This is a genomic window from Cloacibacterium normanense (assembly GCF_002943105.1).
Classification (GTDB): Bacteria; Bacteroidota; Bacteroidia; order Flavobacteriales; family Weeksellaceae; genus Cloacibacterium.
The window spans coordinates 41,596-57,698 of sequence record NZ_PTPZ01000011.1 but is presented as its reverse complement, the minus strand read 5'-3'; the positions used below and the strand labels follow the sequence as shown (position 1 = coordinate 57,698).

The following is a 16,103-nucleotide window of genomic DNA, read 5'->3' as shown; positions in this document are numbered from 1 at the left end:
AGGCATTAACTCTTTTATTATCAAAATAGATTTGAGAAATATTAAATTTCCCAATATAAATGAAACCTTTTGGATTTTTATTTTTATTATCTATTCTAATAATATTATTTCTAGTTTTAATATCTTTAAAATTAATTTTTCTCAATTTATGCGATGGTTTGTTTAAATCTATGCCATTCATCATTGTCATCATTTTCACGAAATTATCATTTTTTAATTTTGGCTCTAACATAGTATCAGAGAGTAGATATGTAAACTTATTATTAGCCAGAACTTTTGAATACCAAACCGAATCTAAAGGTTTTGGTTCAATTAAAAGAATTACATTGGCTTTATCATAATCTTTTTGAGATAAATAAATTTTATTTTTTTTAATAAAATTAGGATAGAGTATTGGCTTTATTAAGGTGCTTTGTATTAAATTTATAATTTCATTTTCATCTTGATTTTCATCTGATTGGCAACTTATTAATAAGACTGATACTAAAAATATCAGCTTTACTATTTTATTTAATAATTTCGTCATAATATTCTGATATTTTATTTAGCTCATTTTCAATTCTCTTATATTGTCCTTCATCAATTTTTTTTAATTCTTTAAAATCATCAGTTTTGCTTACTTATTTCGGAAATTTATTTTCTTTAACTTCCCAAACATCATTTTCTTTAATAAATTCTTTCATTGAGGACTCAAAATGATGACCATCTTTATCTACTTTATAATATACTAGAGCACGCTTTAAATTTCTATTAAATACCACTCTCGAAATTTCAAAACTCCCTAAATACATATGACCATTATTGGGAGGCTCATTTGGCACAAGAATTAAATTTTTTCTAATATTTAATTCTTTTATATTGATTTTTCTAGCAACAGTATCCTCTCTATCCAAAGGAAAATAGACAAGAAAACTCATGGTTTCTTTAAACAAATCTCCTTTTCTATCTATTGGAAAAAGTGTATTGGATATTGTAATATAATACTTTCTATTTGTAACGTCTGTTCTAACTAACGAATCTATTACAAGTGGATTTGTTATGGTATCTTTTTCATATTTCGCAAGTATTTCATCTGTAATTATTGAAGAAGTTTGATTCTCAAATAATTTTTTGTTTATCAATTTGGCAACAATTTCCAGCTCTTCTTTATCCAATTTTTTATGATTGGTACACCCTCCGAAATAAGTTAAAATTATTATTAAAGAACAGGTTTTAAATAATGTATTTTTCATTTTACTTTTTATATCTTTCATAATCTTTTTGAATCCTATTCATAAGTTTTATTAATTCCTCTCTATTAGGGTTGTCGGCAACGCTCATAAAATCATTAGGATCTGCATAAAATGCTCCCCAAGCTGAAAGTAAATTTTCAAAATCAAAAATAGCTTTATATTTATTTGTATTGATAGCTTTAGATACAACATTGATTTGCTCACAATTCCCCCAAAATCCAGAAATAAAATAATACGTATATAGGAATACTTTTCCTTTTGGTGTTTTCTTTAAATCATCTACAGTACCTTTCATTATATCACTATCTAATAAAAGCCCAGTTTCTCCTATTATGAGTAGGATTAAATTAATAACAACTTCCTCACCAATTAAAATATTAAAAAAAGGAAATAGAACACCTGCCGCATTAGATAAATCATTTATAAAAGTCAGTATGGTATAATCTTTAGAAAGACCTTTATGAAAAGCTTCATAAGCAAATGCAGGAACAGGATAAATCATACCTTGCATCAAACCCACTTCCTTTCTGCTAAAACAACAAAAAAGACCAATAATTTCATTATAATTATAAAACTTATTTTTTATTAGTCTACAAGGATCTTTTTCACCTGTAACAATCTTTGAATAAGAATCACCAAATTTAAAAGTATAAAAATCTATTTTTTCTATTTTTAATCCATAATCTGTCATTTCGTAACTTGGCTCAGGTCCTTTTGTTAGTAACACATTACTTGCGCCAGTATTATGAGGAAGAAAATCTTCTTTTATGATAGGAATTATATGATCAGAAGGTAAATTACTAATTTGCGTTTTATATTCATTAAAATCTATTTTCATGTAAAAAAGCCTCATCAAAAGATAAACAAATTTTATTGCTTCATCATCCCCCAATAAATCTTTATATTTTTTAAAATATAGAGTATCTGATTGAAAAAATAAATCATAAATTTCTCCAGCATCTTTTTTTTGAATTTTTTCTAAAATCCCAAATATCAAATTCTTTTTATCATCATCACTTATTGAGCTAAAAATACCATTCCAATAATCAGCAATTTTTTTAATCAGCAATTTTAAATCATTTAATGAATATGTTTCATTATTACTATTTAAACATAGTTCATCTATAATTACTTCTGATGGATATTTTAATATCTCTTGTAAATCTTCAGCATTATTTCTTATTGCCTTATCTAATGCTGTATAAAAATATTTTCTCCAAGTGTTGTTCTCAACTTCTCTTACTCCATTGTGATACTGAATTTCTCCCATTTTTAAATTTAAAAACTTTTCAAAATCAACTTTACTTTCATTTGGGATTGAAATAATCATAGAAAAAGGATAATAAGATTCTCCCATTTCATTTAGCCATAAAACATTGTCATACTGATTTACAGTTTGCATATGCCAATTTGGGTCTCTTTTCATTTCATTATAATAATGATTTGAATAGAAGAGATACCTTATATACTGTTTTCCTCCAGAAGAAAATGGCTTTGCGTTGATTGGTCTGATTAAATTTTCAGGATTATTTTCCGTACCCAAAATGTCAGAATTATTTCTCAAATCAAAACAAAAATTCCTTTCACAAAAATTAACTGATTTTTGATTACTTTTTACTTCTCCCCAATTTATCCTAAACTGTCGTATTTTAAATTTTAAATTTTCTGGAGTAGTAATGAATTCTGTCTCCTTTGTAACATAGTCTAAAAAATCTCCTCCACTATTATCAAAACCAATCAATTGTCCTTTAAGACTAAAGTATTTTAAAAATTCTAATATTTGTATTGTATTCATATTTTACTCTATAATTAAAGGTTCATAAATAAGACTTGTCTCAAAATTAACAAAATCACTAGAAGCAAGAAAATGTATGCTTTCTCCATAAACATATACTTTCTGTGTAGGAGATAAAACAGCCAAACCTCCATTGCTGTTTTCAAAATTTATTCCTAAAGAGTATTTAAAGTAAGATTTTTTAGCCTCTATATCTAATAAAGGATTAATATCTTCTTCCTCTAAATACAATTTTACATTAGTAGCATTTTCTGGCACTATTGTAAGTAATCTATCTAACTCTTCTTTAGTAATACCAATAGAAAAGTATGTGGTATCATATTGTTCATTATACTTTAACTTTATAAGTTTTACAATATTTCCACTATTATTAATTTCATTATAATAGAAATTATAATTTGTATCTCCATAGAGATTCTGCATCAAAATCTTTGTTTCAACATCTTTTGGTAAAGATGTAAACATAGAACTACTTGTTCCAAAAATAAGATTAACATTATTAATTTCATTGCTATCTATAGTGTCTTCTTTTTTTGCAACAAATAAAACTTTTTCTTTTACTAAAATGTCTTGTCCTATTTTCTTTTTCCCCTGATAAAAAACCACACTATTGTTAATTGTAGAAACAGATTGCAGATTGGAAAACAATTTAAAATTCACAAAATATTTTTCATTGAAACTTATTTTATAAAAATTGCCATTTCCTTTAAGATGTGTTTTTGCATTAATTACAGGGAACACATCTCTTACTACATTATGATGTTTATTTAGTAAATACAAACTTTCATTATTTATATAAGTTTCGTCTAAATCCTTACCAACATATACTAATTTTATAATCCCCGCTGATTTGCTAATTTTAAATTCAATAGGTGTAATAAAATCTACATCTTTAGTTTCTGTAGCATTTTTTAAATCTTTAATGAAAAGATTATTTTCATTTTCTCCTTTAGGATTTGCAATGTCTATATAGAAAACCTTATCAAAGTAATTTTTATCATTTATAAGTGAAACAAATAATTTTTCAGAGTTTTGCTCATTTTTAAAAGATAAAACAGGCCAATCTTCACCACCAAATATCATTGCGGATAAATTATTAACATCAGTTCCTATTTTTAGATTATGGTTATCATTAGCAGAAATTTTATAGTTTCCATAGAAGTTATAAGATCGTTGTCTATTACTTTGTATATATAAATAAGTAGTTGCAGCGGTTTGATAATTTTTAATCAAATTAAAAATAGATTCAGGAGATTTTGCAACATCAGAAGAATTATTAAGATGTATTTTCCCGTTTTCTGAATGTAACCCATAAAACGACGCTATATCCATAAAAACAATAGCGTTTTCTCTAATTAATTTTTTACGGAAATCGCTATAATTGGCATACGTAAGTTTGTGCTCTTTTTCTCTCGCAAACTTTAGATTTAACTGAAAAGGATTAGCATCATTTTGTATGTAGTAATCTCCTTTGTTTAAAACTATATCAACACCTATCGTTCCTTCTGCATTTCCTAGATAAGTTCCCTTCTGTATCATAGGAAGTTCAAAAGCTACTTTATCTTCTTCTATCTCAGATGTTTTAAAAAAATATTCGTCTATTAATTCGTTTTCATCCTGTAAAGCATCATCTATTTCTCTATAGCCCAAAAAACTTGCTAAAAAGTCTGGTTTTGTTAAATTATTATTTTGATTATAAAATTTATCATATTCGTCTCTCACATTATTGATGAACTCACTAGTAACTTCAGATTTTGAAAGTAATTTTCCATTAGCAAAAAAATCTGATTTTTTCAAACCTCTGTAGATAAAATATTTGATTGGTAAGCCATTAATAGGTTGCTTAAAAGGACGCAAAATTAGGTTAACTTTTGTGGCATCATCTTGCATAGGTTGTAAGAAAACCTGTCCTGTACAAATAGCAAATACTTTTCCTGTGTAATTAACAACTGATGTTGTTCTATATTGAGCAATAGCAGTTTCTACTTTACCATATTTTTGGTTTACATTTTGAGTAAATTCTAAAGAAGCATCTAAATAAAAAGCAGATTCTGCATATAGCTTTGCTCTTATATTTCTACCTTCTTTAATAGAAAAAAGTTCAGAACTTGAGCTTTGGGAAATTGTTTCTGGCATGGTTATAATTTTATATAAAACTAATGATATATTTCAGTCTTTAAATTGTCTCTTTGTTAAATTTTTATTAAAAAGATTTAATTGTCTGGTTTGCAAATTGTTATTTCACACCACAGTAGAACATTATTATTTTTGACATTTAGAATATTCATCTATGATATACTTAAGATTATCTTCACTTTTCACGTCTAGAGTTTTATCATTTATCTCATCTGATATTTTTTTGCAGTCTTTAAGATATTCTGCAAGTTTTTCGGAAAGTTTATCATTAGAACGATTATCTATCATCTGTCCCATACTTTGATTATTTACTTTTACCACATATTTCTGTAACTCTACGGGATCTTGTAACAGCATTATATTATTTTTCTTTTCAATAAGTTTATAAAAATAAGAGTTATTGCCATGTAAATCTCCAAAATTTTGTAACTTTTTCATCAATTCTCCTTTTACTGAAAGCCCATAATAACAGTCTTCTCCATCATTAAATTGTGCGCAAAAATAGGCTCCAGAATCTGCATTAAAGGTCCTTGTAAAACTTCCTAGATTATTTACAGTTTTCACGGTTACTTGTTGTCCATACATGTCGGCTCCAATTTCTGGTAATTTCTCACCTGTTCTTTCTACATCTAATTTTTCAAACCAAATGGTAAGATTCCCTTCATATTTTTTGCCTTTTTTATCAACTGCATATCCTGGAACATCATATAAATTAATACTTCTGGCAACAGCATCTTTTATTTTGGCATTTTGTAATTCTGCTCTTTTGTAATTTTCGTAATGTTCTAGCTTATAATCATTAAGAATTAAATTTACCACTAAATCTGTTACAAATACGTAATCTGATGGAGCATAAGGTCTAGATGCTTCAAAAGTAAATTCTCTACCATCATAAGTAGAGACCAAATAGTTTTTCATTCCTTTTGCGGGATACATTTGCGCTACCTTAATACCATCTAAATCCCAAACTTCCATACAAGGATTGCTTGTAAAAGCATCACAAGTATATAATTTCACATACCCAGCTATTCTAGCATTATAAGCATTACCATATAAAACTTCTCCACTTTTGCCCATTCTAGGGTTATATATAGATATTACACTGCTTATCTTAGCATTTTTAGTATTCTGTTCTTCTTTGGCTTTCATTTTCATTGCAAGATACTTTTCTCCTAGATTTTCTCTTTCTACTGATAAAAATTTATCTAACTCTTCTTTGTTGATTCCTTTTTCATCAATTAAATGATGTTTGACAGCTAACTGATGTGTAATAATTCTAGAAACTTTAAAAGAATTGATTGTTACTTCATATGGAATCTGCGTTGTTTTTTTACCATCTGTAATTGTCATATAAAACAACATTTCATCTGCAGTAAGACCTACTCCTTTCAAATCAAGTTCAAAAACCTTTTCACCCGTAATTGTATAGTATTCATAGTGATCTAAATATGGTGATTTTACAACTGCTACTTCTTTTTCATTGTATTGAATTTTTTCCTTTTTGATGTCAATTTTTTGAGAAAAAAGAAAAATTGGCAATAATAAAAATGCGAAAATTGAATGTAAATTTTTCATTTTGTTTTGATTAAATGTTAAATATTTTGTGATAAGTCATTAGAAATTCTTGGTGCGCAACAATATATATCTCGTTCCCTTCTTCATCAAATACAAAGTAATTTAGTTTTTCTAATTTTTGATTTTCATTCCATGGAGCATCAATGAATGTGACTATATTTTTAGAAAGATTTTCTTTGTATTGTTCATATAATATAGGAAGAGTTTCTTTATTAAATTCTAATGCATAAACCTTTCTTTTTTTGACACACAGTCCTTTTGATTCATCTTTTAGTTCATATAAACTATCAAATTTTTCTTTTTTGATTATATATTGCTCTTTTTTATTCGTAATAATGTAATCACCTTTAGAGGCTATACTTTCAGTTTCTCTTCCTTCAGAAGTGATGGTAATTAATCTTTCTCCTCCGTTTGCTATTTTAACTAAAATCCCTAATTTACTTTCATATAAATAGCCATTCATTTTAATGTTTTGAGCATATTTTTCTAACAATTCTTGTTGGGTAATTACGTGAGGTTTAAATGTTTCTAAAAGTATTCTATTTACTTTATCAGTAATTTTTGAACCAACAATTTTTTTTATTTTCCATCCTAAGATATACAGTCCCCATTTTATCCACTTATTAGAATTTCTTGAAATTAAATCAGGATAGGACATTTCTATAATTTTTTGAATTCTAAAATCTATTTTTTTTACAATATTATTTAACTCTAAAGATGTCAATCCTAAAAAGTCAGGACTAGAAATTTCGTTTCTTCCTTTTTTATTGAAAGTTTGGTTTTCATTAGGAGAAAGTTCTTCAAGCAATAACATGTCGGGAATTAGAGGCAGTTTAATAGATTTAGAATTATCTCTATCTGGATAATATCCAAAAACATTTTTTTGAAACTCATTAAATTCAATTCCTATTTTAGAAAAATCTGCAATATTTTCCCCAAAATAATATCTTAGAAAGGTTTGAGTATTTTTTCTTCCCAATTGATAATCATGCTCTCTAAATTCTTTTTTGAAGAAACCTGAAAACCCCCCTAAAAATCCACAAGCAAGAAAATGCTTTCCTCTCTTACTTGGATAAATTAAGTATTTGTTTTTTTGCATATTTAGTCCCTCTAATAAATCTTCCTGCTTAAACATCGAGTGGTTTCTTACAGCTTTGAAAAGTCCAAAAATTACTTGAAATACATTCCCTTTCTTAGGCTCCACGTATTTTTCATTATCACCTCCAATAAAAATAGATGGAAATGGATCAATTAGAATTAAATAATTTGTTAATTCATTTTTATTTATACAATTTAAGTATTTCGCTGTGATTCCTAATGGCTCATTGTTGATTAAACCACCATCAACAGCAATAAATTCATAATCAGTACCTTTAAAACCAATATCATTAATCTCTATTTTATATTTACTTGATAGATTATTTTTATACTGATACATATACTTATTTTGTATTCGTACCTTTTGATTTGCTAACCCAACTGGGAATGCTCCTGTTGATTTAGCAGCAATAATTAAATTTCTAAAATTTTGTTGAGAAACTAATTCCGTGGGATAATCAAAATGCTTACAAACTTTATCGGAGAAACTATATGAAAACATCCCACTATGCATTCTAAAACTATTCTTTGTGCTACTTGTATTTCCAAAATTTATTTCAACAGGTAAACCGTCTAAGTTTGTAACAGTAAGAAAGACATTTAAATCTTTACTAACATATTTGGGAAAATTAACATTAATTATTTCAGGGATATTCTTAGGCAATGCTTTTTCAGCTATTTCATCAATTGGATTATTATTTAATAAAGCATTCATTTGCATTATAGATTTGACATCTGAAACATCTAATAACTTATCTAATGTTGAAAAGTTTTTTTCATCCGCCATCTCTACCCAAGAAGTATATAATTTGCTTTTTACATGGTTTTCATTTGGCAAATTATAATTTCTAGAGATTATATCATTAGAATCTTTATTTTTATTCAAAAAAGTTCCATCAATAAAAGAATAAGACAATATAGCTGCTGTCATTCCTCCAGCAGAAGCTCCGCTTAGAAGCTTTATTTCTACATCATGTAAAGGAATTGCCTTTTCTCTATCCGATAATCCCTTATCATTAGTGAGCTTTTCTCTTATTTTTATTTTTTCTCTTTCCCACCTTTCCAAGGTTTCTATAATGTAATCCATTGCTCCAGCCGTATAAGCTCCCGCTGAAACGGCACCAGCCATGCATATTCCTAAATTTAATTTCGGATATTGGTTTTCCATAAAATTTTAAGGATTTATTTTATTAGTTTTTAATGGTTATTAATTTAAATACTAAATTAATCTATTTTTTACAATTGGTTATATTATACTTTTGTATTGTATTTATGATTTTTATTATGCTATAATTGATAAAAATTATCTAGAAATTTATAAATTTGAATTATGGACGGTTCTAGAAAAGAAATTACAAGAGGGATACATGTTATCTATTCAACTATTCCAGAAAAAAATGCAAAATCATTTGTTGCAAGTTTAGAAAAAGAGTTTTATTCGGATTACAAAGAAAACATTGGCTATAAAGGAAAGGCATTGTATTCACCTTTGAAATATTTTATGTTAGGGGATTTTGACTATTGTCAAATTTCTTTAATTAATAATTTTAAATTTACACATCGATTATTTGAAATCTGTGAAAGTAGTGAAAACATTAGAAACTACGGCTCTCATACACTTCAAAGCTATACTGGCTTTTGTCTTCATGATAAAGTTTATTCGGAAAAAATATTTTCCGAGCCAATTGATGAGTATTTTGTAGGAATTATTCATTTAAAACTTAATAACGGGATTTATATTGGCACTGGTTCTGATTTTATTGATGAAATTCATCAAATATTGTCATCAATCTTAAAAGATACAAAATATCTTATATCCCAATCATTCTCTTGGTTTGAATTGTCATTAACTGTATTTATAAAATCTCCAAAAGAATTAGCAAATATCATTGCTAAGTTAAGATCTCTCTGTTTAGGGGATTTAATTAATCATAAAGATATTTACGAAAATTGTCTTTACAAGGATTTTGATTTTGAAGAAAATGATATATACAAGGCAAGCTTGTTTGCCGATACAAATTCAACAATAGGTTTTAAAGAGGATGTAATTAAGTGTTCTAGTGATAGTAAAATATATAAAGACTTTATTGATTATATAGAAAATTATAAATGTACCTTAAAAACTGAAATTGAATGGCAGGTTAAACCCGGACATATAAATCAAGTAGTAGAAGAACTAAACAATCATAATTTTCTCAAAGATTATTTTAACATTCTAAAAAGAGAATTAGTTCTAGGAAAGTGTGACTATGTAATTCATTTAAAAAGTGAAAATTCAATTTTGGCAAACTTTCATCTCCTTAGAGATTTGTATAGAAGTGACAACTGTCAATTGTACAAACATATTAGAAAAGTTAGAACATATTCTTTTCTAGAACCAGATTTAGATATAGAAATAAGAAACAAAAGCAACATTCTTGACTGGAACATAGTTTTAGAAAAACTATGTGTCAGCATAAAAGATTTTAAAAAAATTGAACAAGCACTTAAAGGTTTAAAAGTATCAAGACAAATTAGAGTAAAAATATTAAAAATTATTTCCAACTACAACAATGGAATTTTAGACCCAATACTATTTACGTATTTCTTAGATTTCAGTATTTTTATCAAACTATTAAGAGGTTTTATAATGGAGGAGCATTCTCGTCAAAAAAAACATATTACTGAAGTAAAAGAGATAGAAAAAAAACTAAATTACTATATAGAAGTTTTTCAGGAAAGTTATAATGTTCGTTTCTTAAATGGGTATTTATTTGAAAACATATCAGACTTTGATTTAGATTTTAACAGTTCTATTCAACAACTACTTACAAGCTATGGCTCATTAGTATATGAATATGGCAAAAAGTTTTATAGTGGTGATTTATACTATCCACTTATTAGATTAAACAATATAGATACTGTTTCTGATTATTTATCAATCAATTATGCTGTTCCACATCTAACCTCTCCAGAATTTGTTGTTTCTACCATTATCAAAGAAATTCTTAACCATATACCACTAGACTCTAAGGAATTAGAAATAAAGCTTAATCATTACAATAAAGAACTTTTTAATTTCAAAAAATACATTAATGAAAGCTACTTTGATGACATGTATCAATCAGGAATGATTAACATAAATTATTTTATAATAGATGCCATTCGATTCCATATAACATTTAAATCAAACTTTAAACTTTTTGAATATTGGTTTTGGACTTATAACTTCCAAAATACTTCTTTATATGATACTAATGGATTGTTTAATGAACAACAATTAAAACAAGAAATTTTCAGATTACTTTTAATAAAGAAATTTTTCCTTAACATACCTGAAATTGAAGTTGAATGCCCTAGTCCAGAAATATTTACTTACTGGGAAAAACATTTTGAAAAAATAAAATCTATCGTTGAAAGAATTCACATTTTTTTTACAGAAAATAATAATTTTTCCATTATTGACTTTATTGAGCAATTAAAAAATAATGCACTAGAAAATAAAAATTTACCTATTGACAACATAGAAAAATCCCTTATTTCATACTTACAGGAATTAAAGAAAAAAACCGAAAGTGGAAAAATTATGCTTTTAAAAAGAGATTGGAAAACAGGAGAAATTTTAAAAAACTATAATTCACAATATGATGATGTCTTTTTTGCTATAGATCAAATTGGAGGTTTATACTTTCAAAACACGAACAAAAAAGATGATTATTTTTCTTTAAACTGTAAGTACTTAAATTTAATAATTGACTTCTCAGCAAAAACTAAAAAACCATTTATAAAAACTCTTCTTAAAGATGATGCATACAATTGACATTAAGTATAAAATTTTATGGCTTAGTGATATACATTACACAATATATGATAAAGACAATGACGAAATATCAATCAAAAAATTTTTACAAAGCTTTTTTGATACGTGCGAGATAATTAAAAAAGATCAACAAATAGACTTTGTAATTATAACTGGAGATCTGGCTCAATCAGGTTCATTAAAAGAATATAATAAATTAAAAATTGATTTACTTGATCCGTTGTTTAATATTTTCAAGAATGCTGAATTACTAATCATACCTGGCAATCATGATGTATCTAGGGACAAAATAAAATATTTTGAAAAATACTTCAATGAGAATCAACATAAACAAAGCAATTTGGATTTTATAAAAAATAATCCAGACATTGAAAAAGTCTTCGAGAATTACAGTAATTCTTTTAAGGACTACAAACATATCCCAACAGGATCTTCAGAACAATATAAAGAAAAACTATATCACGGATTCTATCATAGTCGCTCGAAAAATACAATATTTTCACTTCTCAATTCCTCATGGCTTTCATTTGGAGAAGAAAGCCTAAAATATTATTTTGAAAATGATAAACACAAAGAAAAAGACACTCAACAAATTGTAAAAGACATTTCAAATAGGGCAAATGAATATGGCAATCAAGTAATAGGACTTAATATATTTTCTGAAATTGACTTATTAAAAAAACATATCACAAATTATAATGATCATTTAGTATTAACAGCAATTCATCATCCAATAAATTGGTTAACTTGGTCAGAGAGGATCGACTATTTAGGAGACAATGAAGGTTTTTTTTATTTAAAAAATAATACTGACATTTTATTATGTGGACATGAACATGTCCCTAAAGATTATTATGCAGAATATTATAATGACAATAAAAGTCTAATGATTTTTTCAGGATGTTTTATTGAGCTAAAATATGAAGAGGTAGAAGAGGATGAAAAGCGAAAAAAATATTTATCATATCCTGATTTTAATAATTCTAGTTTTAATATATTAACAATTAACTCTACCAAAAGAAATATTTTACAGCAAAAATATCATTATGACATAAATGAGAAAACATGGATAAATAATAAAGAATATAATAAAGAATACAAACTAAATAAAAGCTATAATTCTAATCTACAAAAAGAAATTTATGATAATTATATTAAAGAAATTAATAAAATTCTAGATTTCTCCTCAGTTCTAACGAAACTTTATGATAAGGAAATAAAAAAGAGTGAAGAATTCTATTTTACGGAGGATGAAATTCAAATTATAATAAGAAGAGAGGAGGACTGGAATATTGAAAAATTAAGATCATTTTTGAATCAGAAAATTGGCAATTATAAAAAGATTCGTTTTGTATGTTTTGATATTTTATTTGATAAAGAAAAAAAATATCAAAATTCAAAAGACAAACTAATCGTTCTAAATGAAATAAAAAAAGGAATAGAATTTGATTTCAATAATTTAAGATATAATTTTTTTTCAAAATTAAATCAAGAAGAGGTTAAAAAATACATTTCAACAATATTCATTTGTGACATAATTCCTTATTGGAAAAATAATATTTACATAACTATTTGATTATTAATTTTTTTTATTAAATTTGTCTTTTAAAACCCACAATTATTAACTAACATACAAAAAATGGCTAATGTTTCGAATGCTATAGAATTAGTAGACTTAAATGATTCTGTTGATAAAGACATTAAGTTTATTTATACGTTTGCGAAAACTAATGGTTTAGATGAATATTCATCAGTGTCTGAAATTAGAGAAAAGATTAGAAACGATAAAAAATTAAATTCTATACCATCTAAAAAATCTTATATCAATAAATTGAATAGATTTTCTTTTTTTGACCCAAGTAACGTAAAATATAAAAAATCTGAAGATGCTTATGATATTTTAAGTTTACTTACTCTAATTAAAAATGAGATTATAACCTATCTTAACAATAAAAAAACAGATTTTTCCAAACAAAACATTCTTAGAAGAAGGGTTTCTCCTCCTTTAGAAGCATTTAAAAGTGTTGGTCATAATAATTTAGATATTAAACCAACAGGCCGAGACTATGGTCTACTCTTCGAATAATTTTAAAAGTTCATATAATATAAAGGCTATCCAATTGAATAGCCTTTATTTATTTTTTTAAATTTACAATTCTTATACAATAAACAAAATGAATAGAATACTTTACTTATCTTCAATATTCATTACAATTTTAGGCTTCAGCCAAAACAATTGTGAAGCTCTCAAAAAAGAAAACGAAGCTCTTCAATTAACGAATAAGGTTTTGACTTCGGAAAATGACTACCTAAAAAAAATAGTTGAAATTAATAAAGCAATTTTAGATACTGAGAAAGATAACTCTTCATTTAAAATAACAAAAGTAACTGGAAGCAAAGCCGAAAAAACAATTTCCATTACCTTTCTTGTAGAAGCAAAGGATGAAAACAAAAAAATGACAATTGAGGACATTTCCATTGTTGACATAGAAGGAAAAGAATATGAAATTGATTTTTACAAATCGAGTAGACCATATCCTGAATTGGATTTAAAAACACCAGTCAAGTTAACTTTTTCTTTTAAAAATATAGAGAACGAACCTCTTTTTATAAAATTGTTTAGGTTTAAAATAACTTCTCAGCCTAAAAAAAACTTATTTGAAAATACAAAATCAAATCTAGAATTTAAAGATTTGAAAGTAATTTGGAATTAATCTTTCTCTAAAAATTATCAACAAACAACTCCTCAATCTATTTTTCAAAAAAATCAAGCAGCAAATAATTGCCAATTCTTTAAAAATGTCATTGGTTCTTTTGCTGCAAAAAATTCGTTTTAAACAGAATATAGGAATTGTGTTTTTGCACTTTACAACAGGCAAACACATCCAATAAATTCTCAACAGAATTAAATCGTAAATTAATTTCTGATTGCCTTAAATGAATTTATTCTTATTTTCAATACTCCAATAAAAATCATCCAATTTCCATGTATGACTCCTAATTTGGTTTACTAAATCCATTAATTCTTTTGAATAATCTGTTTTATCAAATTTCATTTCTAATTCGGTTTGTATAGCCCAAAGAGATCGACCTAAAAAATTAATTTGCTTTTTTAATTCATCAATTCTATTTGGATCAAGAGGGGTATCTTTTCCAAAATTATAATTTTCAATAAAATGGATATGGTTTAACATTAAATATTCTCCATCAGCAATTTTTTCAAAACCTAAATTGAGTGCAACTTTTTCGGAAGCTTTAAAATTATCTTTCCCAATTTCTATTTCCTTTATAGTTATTCTTTGCTCATTCCTGCTTAAAAATAAATGAGGAATTATTGTATGTTCCATTGCCTTTGTTAAATGCCCATTACCTCTAAAATCATTATTTACAAACCAATGCAAATCTCTTATCATATCAAATACAATGGCAACAAATGTATTTTCATTATTTTTTATCAGATAAAAAACATCTGGTCCATCAGAAGAAGTTACGTTATCGGTAAATTTTGGTTTATCCAACCAAATTTTGGCATAATCAACATTTGAACTTAATGGTCTACGATAAATAAGACTACACGATTCATCATTATGATTTAACTTTTCAAGTAGCAATTGAAGAGATTTATTTGTCATGTTTATCAATTAATTAAATTAAAATTTTACCATTCTATTTCATAAATCTTATCATCATCGTTTAACTCTAAATCTTCTATACCACAATTATGCTTTTTTGCTTCTGATTGAAAAAAATTAAGTAAATTTTTGTAATCCTCTGTAGAATATATAGAAGTTCTCATTAATTCAGCTAATTTTCTGAAAGAATTCTTACCACCTTTCATTTCAAAAAAAGTAGCATTAATTTTTCTCATATACAGATACAAATATTCATTTCCTGCATAGACAGCATTATCCAAATATGGTAATAACTTCTTAGCTCCTATTGGATCGTAGCTTTCCATTGCTCTTTCAATCCAATATTCGAGGTGTAAAAACATTGCTATTTCACCTTTATCGCTCTCCACCATTCTCATATTATACTTTAATGTAGCAATAGAGAATAAGATATGTACCCATGATATTTTAAAACCTAAGTAAGGAATTTCTTCAAAGGAATAATGACTACTATTTCTTGTTAGCCTACTTCCATAGGATGCTTTTCTTATTTCATAAGAAAAACTGCTAATCAAATTATTTTTATCCTTATAACCTTTGACATTAAAGAATTTTTCATCATTCCAAAATTTTGAAACAACTTCATATAGATATTCCAGATCATCACGAGTTCCCCATATTTCAACACCTAATCCTTTTTTTGTTGGTACTGTATAAATCATATTTAAATGGTTTAGTTTTCAACAAAATTAAACAAAGAAAATTTATTAGAAAATTTGTAAGAAAGGCTAATCTATAACTTCGCAACCTCTTTTCAAAAACACTAAAAGCTAGAGAAAGGAATGTTTTAGAAATGT

At 26.2% G+C, this 16,103-nt stretch carries 12 protein-coding genes; 4 read left to right on the top strand and 8 right to left on the bottom strand.

From position 1 onward, the window contains the following. The 6 genes from C3729_RS13015 to C3729_RS12990 form a co-directional block, all read right to left on the bottom strand. On the bottom strand, positions 1-526 hold a 526-nt coding region (locus C3729_RS13015), incomplete at its 3' end, for a hypothetical protein (protein WP_133159992.1). 94 nt (positions 527-620) lie between these two features. Beyond that, on the bottom strand, positions 621-1,253 hold the full coding sequence (locus tag C3729_RS13010) for a hypothetical protein (RefSeq protein WP_104794554.1): 633 nt from the start codon (positions 1,251-1,253) through the stop codon (positions 621-623). Continuing rightward, a complete protein-coding gene (locus C3729_RS13005) occupies positions 1,234-3,027 on the bottom strand; it encodes a hypothetical protein (protein ID WP_104794553.1) in 1,794 nt (597 codons plus the stop codon). The genes C3729_RS13010 and C3729_RS13005 overlap by 20 nt, the downstream gene beginning before the upstream one ends. 3 nt (positions 3,028-3,030) lie before the next feature. Further along, entirely contained in the window at positions 3,031-5,163 is a 2,133-nt protein-coding gene (locus tag C3729_RS13000; protein ID WP_104794552.1) for a hypothetical protein, read from the bottom strand. Between the two features lie 126 nt (positions 5,164-5,289). Beyond that, positions 5,290-6,738: a hypothetical protein gene (locus C3729_RS12995; protein WP_104794551.1), complete on the bottom strand. Its 1,449-nt coding sequence runs from the start codon at positions 6,736-6,738 to the stop codon at positions 5,290-5,292. A gap of 10 nt (positions 6,739-6,748) precedes the next feature. Continuing rightward, positions 6,749-9,004 carry a hypothetical protein gene (locus C3729_RS12990; protein WP_104794550.1) on the bottom strand — a complete coding sequence of 752 codons (2,256 nt, stop codon included), beginning with the start codon at positions 9,002-9,004 and terminating at the stop codon, positions 6,749-6,751. A 162-nt stretch (positions 9,005-9,166) separates the two neighbouring features. Here C3729_RS12990 and C3729_RS12985 point away from each other — a divergent pair, with 162 nt between their 5' ends. From C3729_RS12985 to C3729_RS12970, 4 genes are all read left to right on the top strand, one after another. Continuing rightward, a complete protein-coding gene (locus tag C3729_RS12985) occupies positions 9,167-11,635 on the top strand; it encodes a hypothetical protein (protein ID WP_104794549.1) in 2,469 nt (822 codons plus the stop codon). Next, complete coding sequence (locus tag C3729_RS12980; protein WP_104794548.1) at positions 11,619-13,211, top strand: metallophosphoesterase family protein; 1,593 nt, start codon at positions 11,619-11,621, stop codon at positions 13,209-13,211. The genes C3729_RS12985 and C3729_RS12980 overlap by 17 nt, the downstream gene beginning before the upstream one ends. Before the next feature lie 63 nt (positions 13,212-13,274). Continuing rightward, positions 13,275-13,721: a hypothetical protein gene (locus C3729_RS12975; RefSeq protein WP_104794547.1), complete on the top strand. Its 447-nt coding sequence runs from the start codon at positions 13,275-13,277 to the stop codon at positions 13,719-13,721. A gap of 88 nt (positions 13,722-13,809) precedes the next feature. Continuing rightward, positions 13,810-14,349, top strand: coding sequence for a transposase (locus C3729_RS12970; RefSeq protein WP_104794546.1), 540 nt, complete (start codon positions 13,810-13,812; stop codon positions 14,347-14,349). 219 nt (positions 14,350-14,568) lie between these two features. Here the strand turns inward: C3729_RS12970 and C3729_RS12965 are convergent, their stop codons facing one another. Beyond that, positions 14,569-15,267 (bottom strand): hypothetical protein, encoded by a 699-nt coding sequence (locus C3729_RS12965; RefSeq protein ID WP_104794545.1) that lies wholly within the window; start codon positions 15,265-15,267, stop codon positions 14,569-14,571. Between the two features lie 26 nt (positions 15,268-15,293). Continuing rightward, on the bottom strand, positions 15,294-15,968 hold the full coding sequence (locus C3729_RS12960) for a DUF6904 family protein (protein WP_104794544.1): 675 nt from the start codon (positions 15,966-15,968) through the stop codon (positions 15,294-15,296). Between the last annotated feature and the right edge of the window lie 135 nt (positions 15,969-16,103).